We start from the raw sequence: 21,225 nt of genomic DNA, 5'->3' as shown, positions 1-21,225 counted from the left end.
AAGGCCGCCCTCGGTCTCACCGACGAGGTGAGGCCGAGGGCGGCCTTCGTCCACGGCGCGGCGGATCGGCCCGATGCCGACCCGCCGCGCCGAAGGGGCGGGGAGCGACCGTCGCTTAGAGCGAGATCTCGCTGATCTTCGCGCCCTGCACCGACACGCCGGCTTCCAGGCCGACGTTGGTCAGCACGAAGCCGACCACGGGCTGGCGGATGGTGTTGGTGTCGACCGAGCCGTTGGCACCGATGGTGGCGAGGGCCACGGTGGCGTCGGCGCCGGCGGTCCAGCCCTTGCTGCTGCGGAACTTGGCCAGCGATTCCTGGGTGGTGAACAGGTAGATCACGGCCTTGGACTGGGCGCCGGCCTGGAAGCCGATGGAACCGGCCGTGGTGCTGTAGTAGGCCTGCGAGCGGCCGCCGGTGCGCAGCACGCCGCGGCCGTATTCGGCGCCGACGCCCAGGCTGGCGCCGACGACGGCCGGGAACACCAGCACGCCCTGCGACTTGGCGACCAGCTCGCGCGAGCCCGGCACGGTCTGGTAGAGCTTCGACAGGGCCGCGTCGGCCTGGGCGTCGAGCGAGGTGCGGGCCGACGAGGTCGATCCGGTGTCGCCCGGGCGCGTGGTGGTGCAACCGACGAAGGCGACGCTGCAGGCCGCGATGGCGGTGAGGGTGGCGAGGGTGCGAATGCGCGATGTGACTTGCATGAGACAACTTTCCTTTGAAATGAACCAGGCCTGTCGTCGCCGTGCTTGAGGTGGGCTGCCGGCCTGCCTGCGCATCCTAGTGGTCCGGATCGCCGGTTTTCGGCCGAACGGGACGATGCCGACGCTCGCCTACGCGAGGTCGCGCCATCGGCCCCCGTGTCTGCCGGGCCGTCGTCCGACCCCGATTTCGGCGTTCTTCGACCGAAACCCCGGGCTCGACCCGCCGGTCCCGCCCGGCCCGCGACACGCGAGCGGGCGCCGCCGACGACCGGTTCAGCGCGTCTTCTTGCCGCCGAAGATGCCCCCGAGCACGCCGCGCAGGATCTCCCGGCCGACGCTGGTGCCGATGGTGCGCACGGCCGACCGGGCCATGGTCTGCGCCAGGCCGTCGTGGCGGCCCCCGCGCGGGCCGGTGTGGCCGAACAGCAGGTCGTTGAGGCCGCCCATCAGCCCGCCGCCGGACGCGCCGTCCGCCGGGGCCCCGGCACCGATCGGACCGGCGGTGCCGACGGGACCCGCCGCGCCGGGCGACGCCGGCGCGGACGGCGCGCTCGCCGCGCGCACCTGCAGCTTCTCGTAGGCCGATTCGCGGTCGACGGCCTGCTCGTAGACGCCGGCGACCAGCGAACCGGCCATGAGCGCCTGGCGTTCGGCCGCCGTGATCGGGCCGAGCCGGCTGCCCGGGGGCAGGACGAACACGCGCTCGGTCACGCTCGGGCGGCCCTTGTCGTCGAGCAGGCTCACCAGGGCCTCGCCGACGGCGAGTTCGGTGATGGCGGCCTCCAGGTCGAGGCCGGGTTTGGGGCGCATGGTCGAGGCCGCCGCCTTGACGGCCTTCTGGTCGCGCGGGGTGAAGGCGCGCAGGGCGTGCTGCACGCGGTTGCCCAACTGGGCCAGCACGGTGTCGGGGATGTCCAGCGGGTTCTGCGTCACGAAGTACACGCCCACGCCCTTGGAGCGCACCAGTCGCACCACCAGTTCGATGCGCTCGACCAGCGCCTTGGGCGCGTCCTTGAACAGCAGGTGCGCCTCGTCGAAGAAGAAGGCCAGCACGGGCTTGTCGGGGTCGCCGATCTCCGGCAGGTGCTCGAACAGTTCCGACAGCAGCCACAGCAGGAAGGTGGCGTAGAGCCGCGGCGCGTTCATGAGCTTGTCGGCGGCCAGGATGTTGACCACGCCCTGGCCGCCGACGGTCTGCATCAGGTCGCGGATGTCGAGCATCGGTTCGCCGAAGAATTTACCGCCGCCCTGGCTCTCGATCTGCAGCAGGCCGCGCTGGATGGCGCCGATGCTCGCGGCGCTGACGTTGCCGTAGGCGGTGGTGAACCGGCTCGCGTTGTCGCCCACGTGCTGCAGCATGGCGCGCAAGTCCTTCAGGTCGAGCAGCAGCAGGCCGTGGTCGTCGGCGATGCGGAACACCAGGTTGAGCACGCCGGCCTGGGTGTCGTTGAGGTCGAGCATGCGCCCGAGCAGCAGCGGACCCATGTCGGAGACCGTGGCGCGCACCGGGTGGCCCTGCTCGCCGAACACGTCCCACAGCGTGACCGGGCAGGCGAGCGGGGCGGGCGGCTCGATGCCGCGCTCGGCCAGCGTCGCGGCCAGCTTGCCGGCGACGGCGCCGGTCTGGCCGATGCCGGCGAGGTCGCCCTTGACGTCGGCCAGGAACACCGGCACGCCGATGCTCGAGAGCCGCTCGGCCAGCGTCTGCAGCGTGACGGTCTTGCCGGTGCCCGTGGCGCCCGTGATCAGTCCGTGGCGGTTCGCCAGTCCGGGCAGCAGGAAGCATTCGGTGGCGGCGTGGCGGGCGATCAAGAGCGGGTCGGCCATGGGGGCTCCGGGGTGGTCGGGGCGGCCAGTCTAGCGAAAACCCCCTCCTATAATTCGCCGCCCTCGCGGGCATCCCGTGCAACCGTTTTCAGGAGCTTGCGTGTCATCGATTCCCCCTTCCGTTCCCGCCGTCGACAGTGCTTCCGGGCAGACGCCCCTGGAGCACGAGCTCGCCGTGCTGCTGGTCGATTCGCTCAATCTCGAGGTCGCCGCGGCGGACGTCGATCCCAACGCGCCGCTCTACGGCGAGGGGCTGGGCCTGGATTCGATCGACATCCTGGAAGTGGCCCTCGAGGTCTCGCGCCGCTACGGCTTCCAGCTGCGCTCGGACGACGAGCGCAACCAGCAGATCTTCCAGTCGCTGCGCACGCTCGCCACGCACGTCGAGCAGCACCGCGCGCCGGCCGCCTGAATGGTCCGCCCGCACGTGCGACGGGTCGGGTCGGCGGCGCGTTCCCGCAAGCGCCGCACGGCGCCGGACTGACCCATGTCGCGCGCGCGCCTGGCCTCGATGCTGCTGGCGGGAATCGTCTACGCCGGCCTGTCCCACTGGATGATGGTGTTCCATCCGCACGCGCCCTGGGCCATGGCGGTGCTGCTCGGCCCGCTGTGGCTGACGGCGCTCGCCCTGGGCGGCGCGCGTTTCGGCGGCTGGGGCGTGGCGGCGGCGGTCGCCGCCGGCGCGGCGGCGTTCTGGCTGATCGCGCGCGGCGCGGTGGGCGACCCCGACCGGCTCTACGTGCTGCAGCACTTCGGCATCAACGCCGTGCTGGGCTGCTGGTTCGGCGGCACGCTGCGCGGTGACCGGCTCTCCCTGATCGGCGAGTTCGCGAGCCGCGTGCAGTCCATGGAACCGGGCCTGCGCGCGTACACCCGGCAGGTCACCTGGGTCTGGACCGTCTACTTCGCGCTGACCGCGCTGGGCTCGATCGCGGTGTACCTGTGGTTGCCGTTCCCGGCCTGGTCGCTGCTGGCCAACGTGATCAGCCCGGTCCTGGTCGGCGTGCTGTTCGTCGGCGAGCACCTGCTGCGCCATCGCATCCACCCGGAATTCCAGCGCACCCGCATGATCGACGCGGTGCGGGCGTTCTACGGCGTGTCGTCGGTGGCCGAGCCGCCGGCCAAGTCCTGAAGGTCCGCGCCGTTCGCCACCCCGGTCGCACCGCGCGCCTTCAGCCCTTTCTCCAGTTCGCGGCTCCCGCAGACTTCGCAGCACCCGCACACCCCGGCATGTCGAACGAACCGTCCTCCACTCTTTCCTCCTCCCCGTCGTCCGCGACCGCCGCGGGTGCCGCCGGCCTGCCGGCCGCGCTGCTGCCGCTGCTGGCCGCGCGCGACCTGGACGCGCCGCTGGCCTGGTGCGCCGGCGTGCCCGTGAGCGGGCGCACCTACCTGAGCGACGTCGCCTGGCTGGCGGGCGGTCTCGCCGCGCGCATGCCCGCCGGGGGGCCGATCGTCAACCTGTGCAACGACCGCTACGCCTTCGCCGTCGCGCTGGGCGCCGCGCTGGTGAACGGGCAGCCCAGCCTGCTGCCGCCCGACGCCCGGCCCGACACGCTCGAACGCCTGCGCCGGTCGCACGGCGACCTGGTCGCCCTGACCGACGAGCCCTCGCTGGAGACGCACGACCTGCCGCGCGTGCTGGTGCCCTTCGGCGCGGCCGGGGCCGGCGGCGCGAAGGTCTCGACCGCGGGCGAGGGCACCGCATCCGACGTCCCCGTGCCCGGCATCCCGGCCGGCCTCCATGCCGTCAGCCTGCTGACCTCCGGCTCCACCGGCGTGCCGCAGCCGCACGCCAAGGCCTGGACCACGCTGTGCGGCGACGTCGCCGCCGCCGTCGGCCGCCTGGCGCGCTTCATCGGCCGGCCGTCGCTCGACGAACTGACCCTGGTCGCGACCGTGCCGGTGCAGCACAGCTACGGCCTCGAGTCCTCGGCGCTGCTGGCCCTGCTGGGCGGCGCCGCCTTCGACAGCGGCCGCCCGTTCTTCCCGGCCGACATCGCCGCTGCGCTGGCGTCCGTGCCGCGGCCGCGCGCGCTGGTCACCACGCCGTTCCACCTGAAGACCTTGCTGCTCTCGGGCATCGCGCTGCCGCCGGTCGATCTGATCCTGTCGGCCACCGCGCCGCTGTCGCCGCAGCTCGCGGCCCAGGCCGAGGCCGCCACGGACGGCGTGCTGGTCGAGATCTACGGCAGCACCGAGTCCGGCCAGGTCGCCGCGCGGCGGCCGACGGTCGGCGAGGTCTGGGAGACCTTCGGCGCGATCCGGGTGCGCGCCGACGCCGCGGCGGACCTTCCCGGTGCTTCCGGCGCTCCCGTCGGTGCCGGCGCCGCCGAGCGTTTCGTCTTCGAGGGCGACTTCATCCCCCAGCCCACGCCGATGGCCGACGTGCTCGAGCTGCTGGACGACCGGCGCTTCCGCCTGCTGGGCCGCTCCAACGACCTGATCCACGTCGCCGGCAAGCGCAGCTCGCTCGGGCACCTGAACTACCACCTCAACAGCATCGCCGGCGTGGACGACGGCGCCTTCTGGCTGCCCGACGAGCAGGCCGACGGCGTGGTGCGGCCGGTGGCCTTCGTCGTCGCGCCGACGCTCGGCGCGGCCGAGGTGGTCGCGGCATTGCGCCAGCGCGTCGAGTCGGTCTTCGTGCCGCGGCGCGTGGTGCACGTGGCGTCGCTGCCGCGCGAGGGCACGGGCAAGCTGACGGCGCGCGCATTGCGCGAGTTCGCGCTGGCGCAGCTCGCCGGCGACGACACGCCCGTGCGCGTCACGCACGAGGTGCCGGTCGACCATCCCGCCTTCGCCGGGCATTTCCCCGGCCAGCCGCTGTTGCCGGGCGCGCTGCTGGTGGCCGAGGTGACGGAGGTGCTGCGGCGCGTGCCGGCCATGGTGGCGCGACTGGGGCCGACGCCCACGCTCGCCGCCGTCAAGTTCCTGGCTCCGGTGCGCCCCGGCGCCGAACTCCTCGTCGAACTGCTGCCCGAGAGCGGCGCGGCGCGCGGCGTGCGCTTCGAGGTCCGCCTGGGCGACACGGTGGCCGCCAGCGGGCGCTGGGTCGCCGGCGCGGCGGTGCCCGTGGCGGCACCGGCATCGGCGGGAGCGCGCTGATGGAGCACACGGCGGGCGACTGGACCCGCAGGCCCGAGCGCAGCAACATGCTGGCGCTGCGCTTCATGTGCTGGATGGCGCTGACCTTCGGACGCCGCGCCACGCGCTGGCTGCTGCCGCCGGTGTGCGCCTACTTCCTGGTCTCCTCCCCGGCGTCCCGGCGTCACGTGCGGCACTACCTGCGCCGGGCGATCGGCCCGGAGGCCGGCTGGATCGACGCCTACCGGCTGTTCCACACCTTCGCCTCGACCCTGCTCGACCGCGTCTACCTGCTGCGCGGGCGACTCGACCTGTTCGACGTCCGCGTCGCCGGGCAGGCGCCGGTGGAGGCCGAGGCCTTCGCCGGCCGCGGCGCGTTCCTGATCGGCGCGCACTTCGGCAGCTTCGAGGCCCTGGGCGCCTGCAAGCGGCAGAGCGCCGACCAGGAGGCCCTGCGCGTGGCCATGCTGATGTTCACCAGCAACGCCCAGCGCATCGTCGCCGTCCTGGAGGCGATCAGCGTGCCCGAGATGCGCCCGCACGTCATCGCCCTGGGGCAGCCGCATTCGATGCTGGCGCTGCGCGACTGGCTCGACGGCGGCGGGCTGGGCGGCCTGCTGGCCGACCGCACGCTGCCGGCCGACGACGGCCCGTCGGCGCCGCCGCGCGAGCACCGCGGCGGCACGGTGGTGCTGCCGTTCCTCGGCCGGCCGGCGGCCTTCAACGACGGCCCGTTCCGGCTCGCGGCGCTGCTGCGGCGCAAGGTGTACTTCATGGCCGGCGTCTACCGCGGCGGTGCCCGCTACGATGTGACGTTCGAGCCGCTGGCCGACTTCGGCGAGCGCGTCAAGGACCCGGCCGAGCGGGAGCGGCGCATCCAGGCGGCCGTCCAGGCCTATGTCGCGCGGCTGGAATCCCTGTGCCGCGCCCACCCCTACAACTGGTTCAACTTCCATGATTTCTGGCTTGAAGACGCGCCTTGACGCGCTGCGGCGGCGGCGCTCCGGCGGCGGCATCCGGTCCTCCGCCATGCCCGGCGTTTCCGTCGCGCTGGCCGCGCTGCTGTGGTTGGCGGCGGCGCCGGCCTGGGCCTTCGACCTGCCCGAGCTGATGGGCCTGCTGGCCAAGCGCCAGCACGCCGAGGCGCGCTTCGTCGAGCAGCGCCACGTGCGCGGCTTCGACGGCCCGCTCAACGCCGCCGGCACCCTGAGCTTCACCGCGCCCGACCGGCTGGTGCGCCGCACCACCTCGCCGCGCGCGGAGACCATGGCCGTCGACGGCAACAACCTGACCCTCACGCGCGGCGGCCGCACCCGCAGCATGACGCTCGACAGCGTGCCCGAACTGCTCGGCCTGGTCGAGGCGATGCGGGCCACGCTGGCGGGCAACGGCACGGTGCTGGAGCGCTACTTCAAGCCGACGCTCGGCGGCAGCGCCGCGCAATGGACGCTCGACCTGGCGCCGGTCGACGCCCGCCTGGCGCAGCAGATCGACGCCTTCCGCCTGAGCGGCAGCGGCGGCGAGGTGCTGGGCGTGGAGATGCAGTTCCGCGGCGGCGACCGCTCGGTCATGACCATCTCGCCCGACCGATGAGGCGGCCGGCCGGTTCGCGCGTGCCGTCGCCGTCGGCCGGAGCCGGGCCGGGCCGGACGCGCCGTGCCGTGGTGCTGCTGGTGTGGCTGGCCCTGGTGCTGGCCGGCGCGGCGGTCATCGCGCGCACGCCCTTCAGCGCCGACCTCTCGGCCTTCCTGCCGGCCAGCCCCGACGCGCGCCAGCGCGTGCTGATCGAGCAGCTGCAGAGCGGCGTCGCCTCGCGCACGCTGATGGCGGGCGTGGAGGGCGGCACCGGCGCGGCCCAGCGCGCCGACGTCTCGCGCGCGCTGGGCAAGGCGATGCGCGCCAGCGGCCTCTACGAGCAGGTGCAGAACGGCGACACCACCGACTGGAAGGACGCCGGCACCTTCGTCTTCGACCGCCGCTACCAGCTCTCGCCCGACGTCGCCGCCGGGCGCTTCACCGCCGACGGCCTGCGCGACGCCATCGGCGACACGATCTCGATGCTGGGCACGCCGGCGGGCAACCTGATGCGCCCGCTGTTCGAGCGCGATCCGACCGGCGAGACCGCGCGCGTCGCCGAGGTGCTGATCCCGGCGACCTCGCCACGCACGGAGGAGGGCGTGTGGGTCTCGCGCACGGCGCCGCGCGCGCTGCTGCTGGCCACGACCAAGGCCTCGGGCAGCGACATCGACGCGCAGGCGGCGGCGGTGGCGCGCATCCGGGCCGAGTTCGATCGCGCGGTCGCCACGCTGGCACCGGCCCCCGCGGGCGCCGGCGGCGCGTCGGCCACGGCGCCCAGGCTGCTCCTGAGCGGCGCGCCGGTGTTCTCGGTGGAGAGCCGCGACAAGATCAAGGGCGAGGCGATCCACCTGGCCGTCGTCGGCGCCCTGGTGATGGGGGCGCTGCTGCTGGCGGCCTTCGCCTCGCCGCGCGCGCTGGTGATCGCGGTGCTGCCGGTGCTCACCGGCGTGGTGGCCGGCACCGCCACCGTGGGACTGGTCTTCGGCTCGGTGCACGGGCTGACGATGGGCTTCGGCAGCACCCTCATCGGCGAGACCGTCGACTACGCCATCTACTACCTGATCCAGGCGCGCGGCGCCGCCGTGCCCGGCACCGGCTGGCAGCGCTGGCGCGACCTCAACTGGCCGACCGTGCGGCTGGGCCTGCTGACCTCGGTGGTCGGTTTCGCGGCCTTGCTGTTCTCGGGCTTCCCGGGGCTGGCGCAGCTGGGCGTGTTCTCCATCGCCGGCCTGGTGGCCGCCGCCTTCGTCACGCGCCACGGCCTGCCGATGCTCGCGCCCGACGGCGCCACCGGGATGGGCATGCGCCACCGCATGGCGCAGCTCGCGGGCGGCATCGTGCGGGTGCTGCCGCGCCTGCGGAGTGTCTTCGTCGCGCTGGGCATCGGCGCGCTGGGATTGATGGCCTGGCAGGGCGGTCACCTCTGGCGCGCCAACCTGTCCTCGATGAGCCCGATCTCGCAGGCCGCGCAGGACCTCGACGCCAGCCTGCGCGCGGACATCGGCGCGAGCGACGGCGGCACGCTGGTGGTGGTGCAGGCCGACGACGTGCAGTCGGCACTGCGCGCCACCGAGGCCGCCGGCGAGCGGCTCGACGCGCTGGTCGCCGAGGGCCGGCTGGCCGGCTACGAGAGCGTCGCGCGCCTGTTGCCGAGCGAGGCGGTGCAGCGCGAGCGCCTGGCCAGCCTGCCCGACGCGGCGACCCTGCGCGCCCGGTTGGCCGAGGCCGCCACCGACCTGCCGCTCGCGCCCGAGCGCCTCGAGCCCTTCGTCGCCGCCGTCGAGGCCGCGCGGGCCATGCCACCGGTCACGCGGGCGGATTTCACCGACGGCACGCTGGCGCCGATCGTGCGGGCGCTGCTGTTCGAGCGCCCTGGCGGCGGCTGGGCCTCGCTGATCGCGCTGCACACCACCGAGCGCTTCGACGCCGCGAAGCTCGCCGCCGCGCTGGCGCCCCTGCCGCAGGTGCAGGTGGTCGACATCGGCCGCGAGCTGGGCAGCCTCTACGACCGCTACCTGCACGAGGCCTTCGTGCAGGTGCTGCTGGGGGCGACGGCGGTGGTCGTGCTGCTGGGGCTCTACCTGCGCTCGCCGCGCCGGCTGGTCGCGGTGTGCCAGCCGCTGCTGCTGGCGGTGGTCCTGACGCTCGGCGGGATGGCGGCGCTGCACGTGCCGCTGGGCATCCTGCACCTGGTGGGGCTGCTGCTGATCGTGGCGGTCGGCTCCAACTACGCGCTGTTCTTCGACCAGCTGCAGGTCACCGGCCGCGCCGACGAGGACACGCTGGCCTCGCTGATGCTGGCCAACCTGACCACCGTGGTGTCCTTCGGCCTGATCGCCGTCTCCGACATCCCGGCGCTGTCGGCCATCGGGCGGGTCGTGGCGCCGGGGGCGCTGCTGGCGCTGCTGCTGTCGGCCGCGTTCGCGCGCCGCGGTCCGTCGATCGGGGAGGGCGCGCGGGTGGACGCCGTGCCCCCGGTGCCGCGCTGAACCTCGTCGCACCGACCCACCCTCCACCGACCCGATTCCCTCCGCCCCGCCATGTCCTCTTCCGCCCCTGCCTCCGACACCGGCGCTCCGTCGCCTGGGCGCTGGCCGCTGCCGCGCCTGGTGACCGCCAGTGCCGGCCTGCACGTCGCCGCGCTCGGCGCCGCCGTGTGGGTCCCCGGCGCGGGGCCGTGGGCGCTGGGCGCGGTGGCGCTCAACCACGTCCTGATCACCGGCGTCGGCCTGACGCCGCGCAGCCGCTGGCTGGGCGCCAACGTCACGCGGCTGCCCGCGGCGGCCGTCGCGCGCCGCGAGGTGGCCCTGACCATCGACGACGGCCCCGACCCCGAGGTCACGCCGCAGGTGCTGGACCTGCTCGACGCGCATGGCCAGCGCGCGACCTTCTTCTGCATCGCCGAGCGCGCCGCCGCCCATCCGGCGCTCGCGCGCGAGATCGTCGAACGCGGCCACAGCGTGCAGAACCACACCGAGCGGCATCGCCACGACTTCTCCTTCCTCGGCCCGCGCCGCTACGCCGCCGAGATCGCGCGCGCGCAGGCGATGCTGGCCGGCATCACCGGCGAGACGCCGGGCTGCTTCCGCGCGCCGGCCGGATTGCGCAACCCGTTCCTCGCCCCCGTGCTGCACCGGCTGGGCCTGCGGCTGGTGAGTTGGACGCGGCGCGGCTTCGACACCCGCGATCGCGATCCACGGCGCGTGCTGGCGCGCCTGACGCGCGATCTGGCGCCCGGCGACATCCTGCTGCTGCACGACGGCAACGCCGCGCGCACTGCGCAGGGCCGGCCGGTGGTGCTCGAGGTGCTGCCGCGCCTGCTCGAGCGCTTCGAAACCGACGGCCTGCGCGCCGTCACCTTGACCCAGGGACTCTCCGAATGAAGGTCGACGCACCTCCGCCCGCCACCGTGACCGCCGCCACCGCGCCGCCGCCCACGGCCGACGCCGCCTGGCACCGCCTGCACGACGAGGCCACGGCGCCGTACCGCCAGGGCGGCCGCTTCGCCTGGCACTTCGCGCGCGGCAAGCTCGGGCGCGACCCGGTCTTCCGCGGCCTGATCGAGCGCGGGCTGATCGGCCCGCAGCGCGAGCGCGTGGTCGACATCGGCAGCGGCCAGAGCCTGATCGCCAGCCTGCTGTCGGTGGCCGCGGCGATGCAGGCGCAGGGCCGCTGGCCGGCGCGCTGGACCTCGACGCCCGCGCGCGTCGACTACACCGGCATCGAACTCATGCCCAAGGACGTGGCGCGCGCCCAGGCCTCGCTCGCCCACCTGCGGCCATCGCCGCACATCGTCTGCGCCGACATGTGCACGGCCGAGCTGCCGGCCTGCGACCTGGTGGTGATCCTGGACGTGCTGCACTACGTCGACCTGACGGCGCAGGAGGGCGTGCTCGTGCGGGTGCGCGACGCGCTCGGCTCGGGCGGGCGGCTGCTGCTGCGCATCGGCGACGCGTCGAGCGCGCGCGGCTTCGCGGTCAGCCAGTGGGTCGACCGCACCGTCACGCGCGTGCGCGGCCACCGCGTCTCGCCGACCTGGGGCCGCACGCTGCCCGAGTGGAAGGCGCTGCTCGCCCGGCTCGGCTTCACCGTGCAGAGCGTGCCCATGAGCGAGGGCACGCCGTTCGCCAACGTGCTGCTCGTCGCCGACCTGCCCGCCGCCCACGACACCTCCTCGCACCGCCCGACATGACGCAGCCCCAGACCCTCGACCGCGCCGGCATCGCCCGACGCATCCCGCACGGCGGCAGCATGTGCCTGCTCGACCGCCTCGAAGCCTGGGACGCCGAGGCCATCCACTGCGCGACCGCGAGCCATGCGAACGCCGACAACCCGCTGCGCACGGCCGGCGGCCTGCTGGCGCCCAACCTGATCGAGTACGCGGCGCAGGCCATGGCGCTGCACGGCGGCCTGCTCGCGCCGCCCGACGCCGAGCCCTCGGCCGGCTTCCTGGCGAGCGCGCGCAACGTGCGCTTCTCGGTCGCGCGCTTCGACGACATCCCGGGCGAACTGCGGATCCACGCCCGGCGGCTGTCGGGGGATGCGCAACAGATCCTCTACGAATTCGTGGTGAAAGACACGAAGGACGCCGTCCTGGCCGAGGGCCGGGCGGTGGTGGTGCTCAACCGGGCGATCCCGTGACCCACATCTGCCAGAATCCGTGTCGAATTGTGACCTGACCGGTCCACCGCGAAGAAGATCCCCATGAAAACCTTGTTGCGGCGCGCCCGCGCCCATCCCAAGTACGCCAAGATCTTCGAGTGGGGCATGCTGATCTCGGTCATGGGATCGGCCCAGATGATCGTCCAGGGCGTCGGCGTCCTCAGCGGCTTCCTGATCGTCCACATGCTCTCGACGCAGGAGTACGCCTACTACACGCTGGCCTACACCATGTTCGGCACGCTGGTGACGCTGGCCGACGCCGGCATCTCCAACGGCGTGTTGGCGCACGGCGCGCGCTGCTGGCAGGACAAGGCCGCGCTGGGCGAGGTGGTGGCCACCGGGGTCGAACTGCGGCGCAAGTTCGCCGCCGCCAGCCTGGCCGTGTCGGTGCCGATCCTGTTCGTGCTGCTGACCAAGCACGGCGCGGCCTGGCAGTTCGCCGTGCTGATCGTCCTGGCGTTCGGACCCACGTTCTACGCCGCGCTGACAGAGGACCTGCTGGAGGTCCCTGTGCGGCTGCACCAGGACATCATCCCGCTGCAGAAGAACCAGATCCAGGTCAACGTCGCCCGGCTCGCCCTGCTGGTCGCCGGGCTGTTCGCGCTGCCCTGGGCCGCCGTGGCCATCCTGTCCAACGGCCTGCCGCGCATCTGGGCCAACATCCGGCTGCGCAGGATCTCGGAGAAGTTCACGGACTTCTCCCGCCCGGCCGATCCGGTCGTGCGCAAGGACATCCTGAAGATGGTCAAGCGGGCGCTGCCCGGCGCCATCTACTACTGCCTGTCGGGCCAGCTGTCGATCTGGCTCATCTCGATCTACGGCAACACCGAGTCCATCGCCCAGATCGGCGCGCTCGGGCGGCTCGCGGCCATCCTGACGGTGGTCGGCTCCATGTTCTCGACGTTGGCCATCCCGCGCTTCGCCCGCCTGCAGGAGGATTCGGCCACGCTGGTCAAGGGCTTCGGCATCGTGATGGGCGTGCTGTTCGGGATCAGCGCGGTGGCGTCGCTGCTGGCCTGGTTCTTCCCGGCGCAGATGCTGCTGCTGCTGGGCAAGAACTACCAGGGGCTCGATTTCGAGCTGTTCCTGAGCGTGCTGGGCAACTGCATCTCGATGATCGTCGGCATCATCTACGGCCTCCTGATCGCCCGGACCTGGATCCTGATGCCGGTCATCAACATCGTCTCCAGCGTGCTGGTGCAGGTGCTGCTGATCATGACGCTCGACCTCTCCACGGCCGAGGGCGTGCTCGTCTACTCGCTGTGGAACGCCGTCTGGGGCCTGGTGATGTACCTGGCCTATTTCTTCTTCCGGATCGTCGTCCTGCGCAAGGCCGAGAAGACCGGCGCTCCGACCTGACCGACCGCCGCGACGCCGCCGTCCGATCCATCCACCCGACGTCCTTCTTCACCATGACCCTCACCGGCAAACGCGCCCTCGTCACCGGCGCCAGCGGCGCGCTCGGCACCGCCATCGCCCGCCGCCTCGCCCGCGACGGCGCCACCGTGCTGCTGCACGCCAGTTCGCGACCGGAAGCGGTCGAGGCCCTGGCGGAGGCCGTCCGCGCGGACGGCGGCACGGCCGAGTGCCACGTCTTCGACCTGCGCAGCGACGAGGCCACGGCCGCGGGCTGCGCGGCCATGCTCGCGGGCGGCCCGGTGCAGATCGTGGTCAACAACGCCGGCGTGCACGACGACGCCGTGATGCCCGGCATGCGGCCCGAGCAGTGGCACAAGGTGATCGACGTCTCGCTCAACGGCTTCTTCCGCGTCACCCAGCCGTTGCTGCTGCCGATGATGCGCACGCGCTGGGGCCGCATCCTGAACATCTCCTCGGTCGCCTCGCTCACCGGCAACCGCGGCCAGGTCAACTACGCCGCCGCCAAGGGCGCGCTCAACAGCGCCACCAAGTCGCTCTCGCTGGAGGTGGCCTCGCGCGGCGTCACGGTCAACGCCATCGCGCCGGGGATCATCGCCTCGCCCATGGCCGACGCCGTGTTCGACCCGGCGGTGATCCAGCAGATGGTGCCCATGAAGCGCGCCGGCACGCCCGACGAGGTGGCCGCGCTGACCGCCTTCCTGGCCGGCCCCGACGCCGCCTACATCACCGGCCAGGTGATCTCGATCAACGGCGGGATGATCTGAGCCCGCGCCCGGCGGCTCAGCAATTGGCGCGGATGCTGCGGATCACGGTCTGGTCGGCGACGCGCTCGGTCCGCACCAGCGCCACGCCTTCGCAGACGGAGCGCGTCGCGCGGTAGGTGTAGCGCGCCTCGACGGCGTGGGCGTCGATCTGACGGATCGAGCGGATCGACAGCGGCTCGCTGAACGAACCGTAGAACCGCGTCATGCGTTCCTTCGAGAAGCGACCGACGTCGCGCTTGGCCGGCGTGATGACCGCCGCCGCCGCCTCGCCGTCGCCGGCCGCCAGCGCGCCGTAGAAGGCCGCGACGACGCGGGCCGGGGCGTCGGGTCCGATGTCGTCGCGCGCCAGGGGCGCGGGGACCAGCGGCGTCAGCGGCGCCGGCGAGGACGACGGCGACGTGCCGGTCAGGCGCGGAACCACGCTGTCGACGAGTTCCTCGGCCTTGTCGAGCCATTCCTGGGGCGACGGGATCGCATCCGCCACCGGTACCGGAGGTGCGGCCGACACCGCAGCCGGTGCCGGGCGTGTCGCCGAGGATGCCGACGCGGCCGGCGCTGGATCTCGGGCGGCGCCGGCCGCCGCGAGGTTCTCGCTCGTCGACGTCGGCGTGCCGGCACCGGCGCGTCGGTCGAACAGGTACCCGCCGGCCGCCATCGCCACGGCGACCAGGCCCGCCAGGCCGAGCATCAGCCAGAACGCCGGGGTCTCGGCCACCGTCGCGACGCCGGCGCGCGGACGCTCCGCGCGGGCCGGCGTACGCACGGCGGGGGACGGGACGCCCATCGCCTCGAGGGCCGACGGTCCCGTCGCGACAAACGCCGGCAGACGTCCCGCGCAGCCGATGCAGAACATCGCCGTGTCGCGATTGGACGTTCCGCAAGTCTCGCAAACGACCGACATGCTGTCCACCTCCTTCATTCGATGAATGCTTTCAGCTTACTACTTATCAGGGTAAGCCCGGTGGCGGGATGTTTCCTGGGCGGCTCGACAGGAAGGCCGCACGGACGTGTCGCCCGTGGAATGCCGCCTCAACGCCACTGCAGCAGCAGCGACCAGGGTTGCCGGCTCAGGTGACGGTCGACGCAGCCGTCCGCGCCGACCGCGCAGCCGTCGGGCCGGTAGCTCGGATCGAGCCGACGGGTGCCCGGAGCGAACGCCAGGCGGCGCAGGGTGACGGATTGCAGCACGTTGCCGCCCACGGCGTCGAAGCCGTCGGCGTCCACGGCGGTCACGACGTCGCAATGCATCGGCACGGCCTCGCCGCCGGTCGGACGCTCGGCGAGCACGCGGCCCAGGGCGTCGAAGCTGTCGAGCCCGGCGCCGGCGCCGCGCGTCTGGCAGGCCAGGTCGCCGACGCGTGGCGGGGTCGTGGTCAGGTCGCAGGCCCGCAGGGCGGAGCGCGTGTCCTGGCCGGCCGCCTCGGCGACGCCGGCCCGCCACGCGGCACCGGCGTAGTCGGCATGCGCTTCGGAGAACGCGAACTCGCCGGCGTTCAGGCCGGCGGTGCGCGCCAGCCAGCTGACGAAGGCGGCCGACCAGGGCGTGTCCATGACCGCGACGCGGTCGAGCGCCACGCTCGCCGCGCGCAATTCGGTCGACTCCAGCCCCTGGCCGGGTCCGGCGCCCAGGCCGCGCAGGCGCGGTGCCGTGGCCTGGTCCAGCGCCTGGGTCAGCAGGCGACGTGAAGCCGGGCGCAACGCGCCGAAGCGCACCTGGTCGGGCAGGCCGGACGCTCGGCCGTCGGCATCCTGGACGGCCTGCCAGTAGCCGAGCACGCGCTCCCACGGCGCGGACGAGAGGATTCTGCGACGCCCCGGGAACATGTCCTCCGCCTCGGATGCGCCGGCACGCACCATCCGGCCTTCGGCATCCAGGGCCTGACCGCCGAACAGGGCGTGTTCGGCGGCCGCCGCCTCCGCCATGGCGATCGCGCGGGGCGGCGTGGGAAGCGTCGCCGTGTCGAGGCATCGTGAAGCCTGCGCCGAGGCCGTCCCGGCGGCGGCGAGCAGCAGGGCGCCGAGCGCCGGGGCGGCATGCGCGGCAGCCGTTCGAAGGCGTCGACCGACCATCGGCAGCGGCAGCGGCAGCGGCAGCGGCAGCGGCGACGGCGTGCCGGCCGGCCGAGCGCTCATGCGGGCCGCGTGAACGCCAGCACCGAGTTGCTGCCGCCGAAGGCGAACGAGCTGCTGATCGCGGCTCGGAGGTCGGGCGCCGCGTGGCCGGCATCGCGCATCAGGTTCAGGGGGATCGCCGGGTCCACGGTCTCGCAGTGGGCGTTGGGCGGCAGCTCGCCCCGACGCAGGGCCAGCACGGTGACGACCGCCTCCAGGGCCCCCGCCGCGCCCAACAGGTGGCCGTGCAGCGCCTTGGTCGAGCTGACGCGCAGCCGGTCGAGGTCGTCGCCCCAGACCTGCGCCAGGGCCTCGCTCTCCACGGCGTCGCCGATGCGCGTCGCGGTGCCGTGGGCGTTGCAGTAGCCCACGTCCTTGGGCGCCAGGCCCGCCATGGACAGGGCCGCGCGCAGGGCGCGGGCCTGACCGGCGGCATCGGGCTTGGTGAGGTGGGTGGCGTCGCAGCTCGCGCCCCAGCCGGCCAGCGTGGCGTGGCTGCGGGCGCCGCGCCGGGCGGCGTGGGCGGCGGACTCCAGGATCAGGAAGGCCGCGCCCTCGCCGAGCGCGAAGCCGCTGCGCTCGGCGGCGAAGGGCCGCACGGCGCTGGCGGCCTCGCCCGGAGCGAAGCCCGCGAGCGTCTGCATCGCCTGCCAGGCCAGCACCACGCCGGGCACGATCAGCGCCTCGGCGCCGCCGGCGATGGCCAGGTCGACCTCGCCGCTGCGCACCGCCTTGGCGGCCTCGGCGATGGCGATGGCCGACGACGCGCAGGCCACCGAGTAGCTCAGCACCGGTCCGTGCACGCCGTGGCGCATGGCGACGTGCGCGGCCGGCGCGTTGGGCATGAAAGCGGGGATGGTCAGCGGCGGCACGCGCGCGCCGCCGCGGTAGGCGGTCTCCAGGGCCGTGGCGCCGCCCATGCCGCAGCCGACGAAGACGCCGATGCGCGTGGCGTCGATGCCGTGCGGCGCGCCGGGCGGCAGCCCGGCGTCGGCCAGCGCCAGGCTCGACGCCGCGACCGCGAGCTGGCTGACGCGGTCGACGCCCGGCAACTGCAATTTGGTGAACCAGCGCCGAACGTCGAAGTCGACCGTCGCGGCGGCGGCCGGGCGGGGCAGCTCGTCGGCGAACACCGGCCGCAGGGCCGATTCGCCGCGCATCAGCGCCTCGAACACCCGCTCCGGATCGTCGCCGTGCGGCGCGGCGACGCCCAGGCCGGTCACCACGACCGCGTCGCGCGAGGAGGTCATGCGGGCGTCGACGCCTTCGCGTCCTTCGGGTCCCGCGCGAGTTCGTCGGTCGGGGCGACGGCGCCGTCGGCCGCATCGCCGCCGCTCGCCGGGTCCGACCCGGTCGGCTCGACCTTCGCGGCGGCGCGTTCGGTCTTGTCCGCCTTCTCGGCCTTTTCGACCAGCAGCCGGTCGACCACCGCCGCCAGGCCGCCGAGCGACATGATGGACGGATCGTCGTCCGGCACCACGACGTGGAAGTGGTCCTCGACCGCGAAGATGAACTCGGCCAGCGCGAGCGAGTCGAGGCCCTTGTCGCGCATGGAGGCTTCGGGATCGAGCTCGGACATCGGGATGTCGTATTTCTCGTGGATGAGGTCCTGCAGTGCCTTCAGCGAACTCATGATGTGTTTTCTTCCGTTTTCTGAGCGGGATTGGATGATATCGACGGCCAGCGGGCAATCCGCCATCGCGGCGCCGCGTCGTCGCGCGGGCGCCAGCGCATCGAGGGCACCGCGAAGGCCAGGCCCAGCAGCGCGCCGGCCAGGGCGTCGAGCGCGACGTGCTGGCGCGTCGCGAGTGTCGACCAGGCGATGGCCGCGAACCACGCGACGTTGACGACGCGCCAGGCCACGGGCACGCCGGCCGTGCGCAGGATCTCGGCGAGGCGCACCACCGTGAACATCGCCGCGGCCACGTGCATCGACGGACAGGCGTTGCCCGCCGCGTCGACGCCCTGCAGCAGGGCGAAGCCGGGGTATCCGGAGGCGTCGAAGCCCATCGGCGGCACGGCGGTCGGCCAGAGGTAGAACAGCACCAGCCCGGTGGCGCACATCGCCACGATCCACGCCGCGTAGGCCACCAGCGTCGCGAGACTGCGCTGCAGACCGGGGCCGAAGCCGACGTAGACCCACAGCGAGAGGTAGGCGAACAGCGCCTCGGGCCGGAAGGGAATCCACCGGTCGACGAACATCAGCGGCATCGTCGTCACGTCGCCGCCCGGGTGGCGCAACAGGTGGAAGTAGGCGACGAAGAACAGGCAGGTGAACGCCGTCGTGCCCGCGAACTTCAGCAGGAAATGTCGCCGCATGCGCAGCGCGATCTCCGCCGCCCAGGGCGATCGATCGGCGCTCAAGGCTGGAACGGCGGCCGTCGGCGCAGCCGCCGCGCCACCAGCAACGGCAGCCGCAGCACGAACTCGACCATCAGGCGGGCGTGCATCCAGCTGAGCAGGACGTTGTCGCGCAGGTAGTTGAAGTGCGAGACGCCGCCCTCAGCGGCGCTGAGGTACTTCACGGGCGCGTCGACGTTGAGCGGCTTCACGCCGTTCCAGACCAGGCGTACGACAGCCTCGGGGTCGAAGTCGAAGCGGCGCATCCAGGGCTGGCGCTCCATGACGTCGATCAGCGCCGGGATCGGATAGACCCGGAAGCCGTAGAGCGAGTCGCCGACGCCGGCCCACAGCGTCTCCAGGTTGGCCCAGCCGTTGGAGATCTTGCGACCGCGCACCCGCAGGAGCGGCGCGCTGGCGTCGAACACCGGCCGGCCGAGCACCATGGTGTCCGGGCGCTTCTGCGAGGTGCGCATGAAGTCGGGGATCAGTCCGGCCGGGTGCTGGCCGTCGGAATCCATGGTGAGCGCGTGCGTGAAGCCGGCCTCGCGTGCCAGGCGCAGGCCGTGCAGCACGGCGGCGCCCTTGCCCTGGTTCTGAGGCAGCAGCACCACGCGCAGGCCGGGGTCGCCTTCGGCCAGCGCGCCCAGGCGCTCGCCGGTGCCGTCGGTGCTGCCGTCGACCACGACCCAGACCGGGCTCCAGCGGGCCCGGGCCTCGCGCACGGTGGAGAAGAGGCGTTCGCCGGTGTTGTAGCTCGGGATCAGGACGAGGTGGGTGCGCGAAGGGTCTGGCATTCGGGAGGCGCTTCGGAGGGGCGCGGTTCCATGGTGTGGCGGAAGTACTGTTCGACCTGCTGCAGCAGCGCCGCGCTGTCGGAAGCCGGCGCGAAGCGTTGGCCGAGCCGCAGGGTGAAGACCAGCGGCAGCGGCGGCACGCGCCACAGCGGCCAGCCTTTGCCCAGGTAGGGCGAGTCGGTTTCGATGAAGACGGTCTGGATCGGCGCCTGCGCCAGCTTGGCGATCAGCGTCATGCCGGGGCGGAACGGGTTGAGCGGCGACTCGACGGTGCGGGTGGCCTCCGGGAAGATCACCAGCTGGCCGCCGCGGCGCAGGTCCTCGACGGCCAGGCGCACCATGCTGTGGGCCGAGTCGTTGCTGATGTAGTGCGCCAGCCGCGCGCCGGCGCCGATGAAGACGTTCTTCGTCAGCCCGGCCTTCATGATGCAGGCGCTGCGCGGCAGCCGCGCCACCATCAGCAGGGCGTCGAGCATGGTCGGATGGTTGGCCGCGAGGATCAGCCCGCGCTCGTCGCGCAGGGCGTCGAGGCAGCGCGCGTCGATCCGCATCATCCCGCAGGCCGTGGCCAGCGACCAGAACACCCGGTAGGCGAAGGAGATCATCCAGCGCCCGAGCGCACGGCCGCGTTCCGGCGACAGTAGCGGCCGCAGGACGAGGGCGACGACGTTCCAGCCCAGCGAGACCACGCCCAGGATCGACAGCAGCACGTAGAGCGGCACCGCCAGGAGCAGGCGGGCCGACTGGCGCAGCGCGCGCAGGAGGCGCGTCATCGGCGGGCGTCGCCGCGTCGCCGCGCCGGTGCGCGGGCGCATCCGCCGATCATGGGTGGCCCAGCGTGCCGGGCGCGGTGGCGTGCGCCTCGATCTCCACCAGCAGGTCCTGGCGGCAGATGTCGGCCTCGAGGTAGACCGCGTGACGCACGGTGTGCGCGTCGGCGCCCAGCACCTCGTCCAGCACCGCGCGCACCACCGGCGCGTCGGCCACGTGACGCACGTACACCACCGCCTCCAGCCGCGCCAGCTCGAAGACGGCGCTGGTGCGGTCGTTGGCCGCGGCGATCACGGCGGCGAGGTTGCGCAGGGTCTCGTGCGTCTGCGCGCGCACGTCGCCCAGGTGCACGGTTTCGTGACCGACGATGCTGGCGGTGCCGGAGATGAACAGCGCGACGTCGCCGCCGCCGAGCGCGGCCAGCGCGGCGCGCGAGAACGTGGGCGCGCGCGGGCCGTAGGTCTCGGGATAGCGGTAGGCCGAGACCTGGCGCGGGTTCTCCACCGGCACCGGCGCGACCTGGCCGGCGAGGAAGCGCACGCACAGCGATCCCTGGCGGATGCCCAGCGCGCACGCGGCCGGCGCGCCGTCGAACGCGGCCTGGCCGGCGTCGAGGAAGGCCTGCTGGCGGCCCATGTTGAACTGCCGGTAGCGCTCCAGTCCGCCGCCGTCGCCGTTGATCTGGGGCAGGTAGTTCCAGATGCGCTGCAGGTGCGGGCAGCCGGTCTCCTCGAGCGTGCGGAACAGGTCGTGATAGGCCATCTCCGACAGGTGCGCCAGGCCGCGGTGCTCGGCCGACTCGTCCAGGTCGATGGCGCCGAGCACCCAGTGGCCGTCGGTGCGCCAGCGCACCACGCCGGTCATGCCGGAGCGCACCGCGCCCTCGGCGTGCCAGATGTCCGCCATCGGGCCGCGCTCGGAGAGCACCCGGGCGTTGACCATCGGCATCCAGGGCAGGTCGTCGGGCGTGCCGTAGCCGAGGCCGCCGAAGGGTGCCGCGCCGCGCGCCGACAGGGCCAGGCCGTCGGTCAGCGACAGGCGCTCGATGCGCAGAGGGGGAAACACCGGATCGCGTGCACTCATTTCGGCTCCTGCATAGACATGGATGATTCCTTCCCCTGGAACGGGTTTTGCTCATGGATGAAGAATTCGCGTTCGATCGAACGACGTCTCCCGGCGGGCGCAGGCGGCGGATGGCCGCATT

21 protein-coding genes are annotated in these 21,225 nt (G+C 73.3%); 11 read left to right on the top strand and 10 right to left on the bottom strand.

What is annotated here, in order from left to right; genetic code table 11:
- Positions 1-115: 115 nt before the first annotated feature.
- Positions 116-703: a BPSL1445 family SYLF domain-containing lipoprotein gene (locus tag ABID77_RS03845; protein WP_429591118.1), complete on the bottom strand. Its 588-nt coding sequence runs from the start codon at positions 701-703 to the stop codon at positions 116-118.
- Between the two features lie 273 nt (positions 704-976).
- Complete coding sequence (locus ABID77_RS03840) at positions 977-2,530, bottom strand: helicase HerA-like domain-containing protein (RefSeq protein ID WP_429591115.1); 1,554 nt, start codon at positions 2,528-2,530, stop codon at positions 977-979.
- Between the two features lie 109 nt (positions 2,531-2,639).
- On the opposite strand from ABID77_RS03840, the gene ABID77_RS03835 reads away from it, so the two are divergent.
- From ABID77_RS03835 to fabG, 11 genes are all read left to right on the top strand, one after another.
- Complete coding sequence (locus ABID77_RS03835) at positions 2,640-2,942, top strand: phosphopantetheine-binding protein (RefSeq protein ID WP_429593270.1); 303 nt, start codon at positions 2,640-2,642, stop codon at positions 2,940-2,942.
- Positions 2,943-3,017: 75 nt separating this feature from the next.
- Positions 3,018-3,662, top strand: a complete 645-nt coding sequence (locus tag ABID77_RS03830; protein WP_429591112.1) for a hypothetical protein — start codon at positions 3,018-3,020, stop codon at positions 3,660-3,662.
- Positions 3,663-3,760: 98 nt separating this feature from the next.
- On the top strand, positions 3,761-5,638 hold the full coding sequence (locus ABID77_RS03825; RefSeq protein WP_429591109.1) for an AMP-binding protein: 1,878 nt from the start codon (positions 3,761-3,763) through the stop codon (positions 5,636-5,638).
- Positions 5,638-6,600, top strand: coding sequence for an acyl-CoA synthetase (locus tag ABID77_RS03820; RefSeq protein ID WP_429591106.1), 963 nt, complete (start codon positions 5,638-5,640; stop codon positions 6,598-6,600). Before ABID77_RS03825 ends, ABID77_RS03820 begins: the two co-directional genes overlap by 1 nt.
- Positions 6,584-7,210, top strand: coding sequence for a LolA-related protein (locus ABID77_RS03815; RefSeq protein WP_429591103.1), 627 nt, complete (start codon positions 6,584-6,586; stop codon positions 7,208-7,210). The genes ABID77_RS03820 and ABID77_RS03815 overlap by 17 nt, the downstream gene beginning before the upstream one ends.
- The gene (locus ABID77_RS03810; protein WP_429591101.1) at positions 7,207-9,684 is read left to right on the top strand and encodes an MMPL family transporter; all 2,478 of its coding nucleotides are present in this window, start codon (positions 7,207-7,209) and stop codon (positions 9,682-9,684) included. Before ABID77_RS03815 ends, ABID77_RS03810 begins: the two co-directional genes overlap by 4 nt.
- Before the next feature lie 51 nt (positions 9,685-9,735).
- Complete coding sequence (locus ABID77_RS03805; protein ID WP_429591098.1) at positions 9,736-10,578, top strand: polysaccharide deacetylase family protein; 843 nt, start codon at positions 9,736-9,738, stop codon at positions 10,576-10,578.
- Positions 10,575-11,387 (top strand): class I SAM-dependent methyltransferase, encoded by an 813-nt coding sequence (locus ABID77_RS03800; protein ID WP_429591095.1) that lies wholly within the window; start codon positions 10,575-10,577, stop codon positions 11,385-11,387. Before ABID77_RS03805 ends, ABID77_RS03800 begins: the two co-directional genes overlap by 4 nt.
- Positions 11,384-11,836 carry a hydroxymyristoyl-ACP dehydratase gene (locus tag ABID77_RS03795; RefSeq protein WP_429591092.1) on the top strand — a complete coding sequence of 151 codons (453 nt, stop codon included), beginning with the start codon at positions 11,384-11,386 and terminating at the stop codon, positions 11,834-11,836. Before ABID77_RS03800 ends, ABID77_RS03795 begins: the two co-directional genes overlap by 4 nt.
- A 63-nt stretch (positions 11,837-11,899) precedes the next feature.
- Entirely contained in the window at positions 11,900-13,216 is a 1,317-nt protein-coding gene (locus ABID77_RS03790) for a lipopolysaccharide biosynthesis protein (RefSeq protein ID WP_429591089.1), read from the top strand.
- Between the two features lie 53 nt (positions 13,217-13,269).
- Complete coding sequence (gene fabG, locus ABID77_RS03785) at positions 13,270-14,001, top strand: 3-oxoacyl-ACP reductase FabG (protein ID WP_429591085.1); 732 nt, start codon at positions 13,270-13,272, stop codon at positions 13,999-14,001.
- Positions 14,002-14,017: 16 nt separating this feature from the next.
- Here the strand turns inward: fabG and ABID77_RS03780 are convergent, their stop codons facing one another.
- From ABID77_RS03780 to ABID77_RS03745, 8 genes are all read right to left on the bottom strand, one after another.
- Positions 14,018-14,764 carry a hypothetical protein gene (locus tag ABID77_RS03780; protein WP_429591082.1) on the bottom strand — a complete coding sequence of 249 codons (747 nt, stop codon included), beginning with the start codon at positions 14,762-14,764 and terminating at the stop codon, positions 14,018-14,020.
- A gap of 266 nt (positions 14,765-15,030) precedes the next feature.
- Entirely contained in the window at positions 15,031-16,134 is a 1,104-nt protein-coding gene (locus ABID77_RS03775) for a DUF2272 domain-containing protein (protein ID WP_429591079.1), read from the bottom strand.
- Positions 16,131-17,363 carry a beta-ketoacyl-[acyl-carrier-protein] synthase family protein gene (locus ABID77_RS03770; protein ID WP_429591076.1) on the bottom strand — a complete coding sequence of 411 codons (1,233 nt, stop codon included), beginning with the start codon at positions 17,361-17,363 and terminating at the stop codon, positions 16,131-16,133. The genes ABID77_RS03775 and ABID77_RS03770 overlap by 4 nt, the downstream gene beginning before the upstream one ends.
- The gene (locus ABID77_RS03765; protein WP_429591073.1) at positions 17,360-17,746 is read right to left on the bottom strand and encodes an acyl carrier protein; all 387 of its coding nucleotides are present in this window, start codon (positions 17,744-17,746) and stop codon (positions 17,360-17,362) included. Before ABID77_RS03765 ends, ABID77_RS03770 begins: the two co-directional genes overlap by 4 nt.
- Complete coding sequence (locus ABID77_RS03760; protein WP_429591070.1) at positions 17,743-18,477, bottom strand: phosphatase PAP2 family protein; 735 nt, start codon at positions 18,475-18,477, stop codon at positions 17,743-17,745. The genes ABID77_RS03765 and ABID77_RS03760 overlap by 4 nt, the downstream gene beginning before the upstream one ends.
- Positions 18,474-19,250 (bottom strand): glycosyltransferase family 2 protein, encoded by a 777-nt coding sequence (locus ABID77_RS03755; protein WP_429591067.1) that lies wholly within the window; start codon positions 19,248-19,250, stop codon positions 18,474-18,476. Before ABID77_RS03755 ends, ABID77_RS03760 begins: the two co-directional genes overlap by 4 nt.
- The gene (locus tag ABID77_RS03750) at positions 19,217-20,023 is read right to left on the bottom strand and encodes a lysophospholipid acyltransferase family protein (protein WP_429591064.1); all 807 of its coding nucleotides are present in this window, start codon (positions 20,021-20,023) and stop codon (positions 19,217-19,219) included. The genes ABID77_RS03755 and ABID77_RS03750 overlap by 34 nt, the downstream gene beginning before the upstream one ends.
- Positions 20,024-20,072: 49 nt before the next feature.
- Positions 20,073-21,104 (bottom strand): Rid family hydrolase, encoded by a 1,032-nt coding sequence (locus ABID77_RS03745; RefSeq protein WP_429591061.1) that lies wholly within the window; start codon positions 21,102-21,104, stop codon positions 20,073-20,075.
- Positions 21,105-21,225: the final 121 nt, after the last annotated feature.

Origin of the sequence: Variovorax sp. PvP013, assembly GCF_050435945.1 — a bacterium.
GTDB lineage: Bacteria > Pseudomonadota > Gammaproteobacteria > Burkholderiales > Burkholderiaceae_C > Variovorax.
This window is presented reverse-complemented; position numbering and strand designations above follow the sequence as displayed.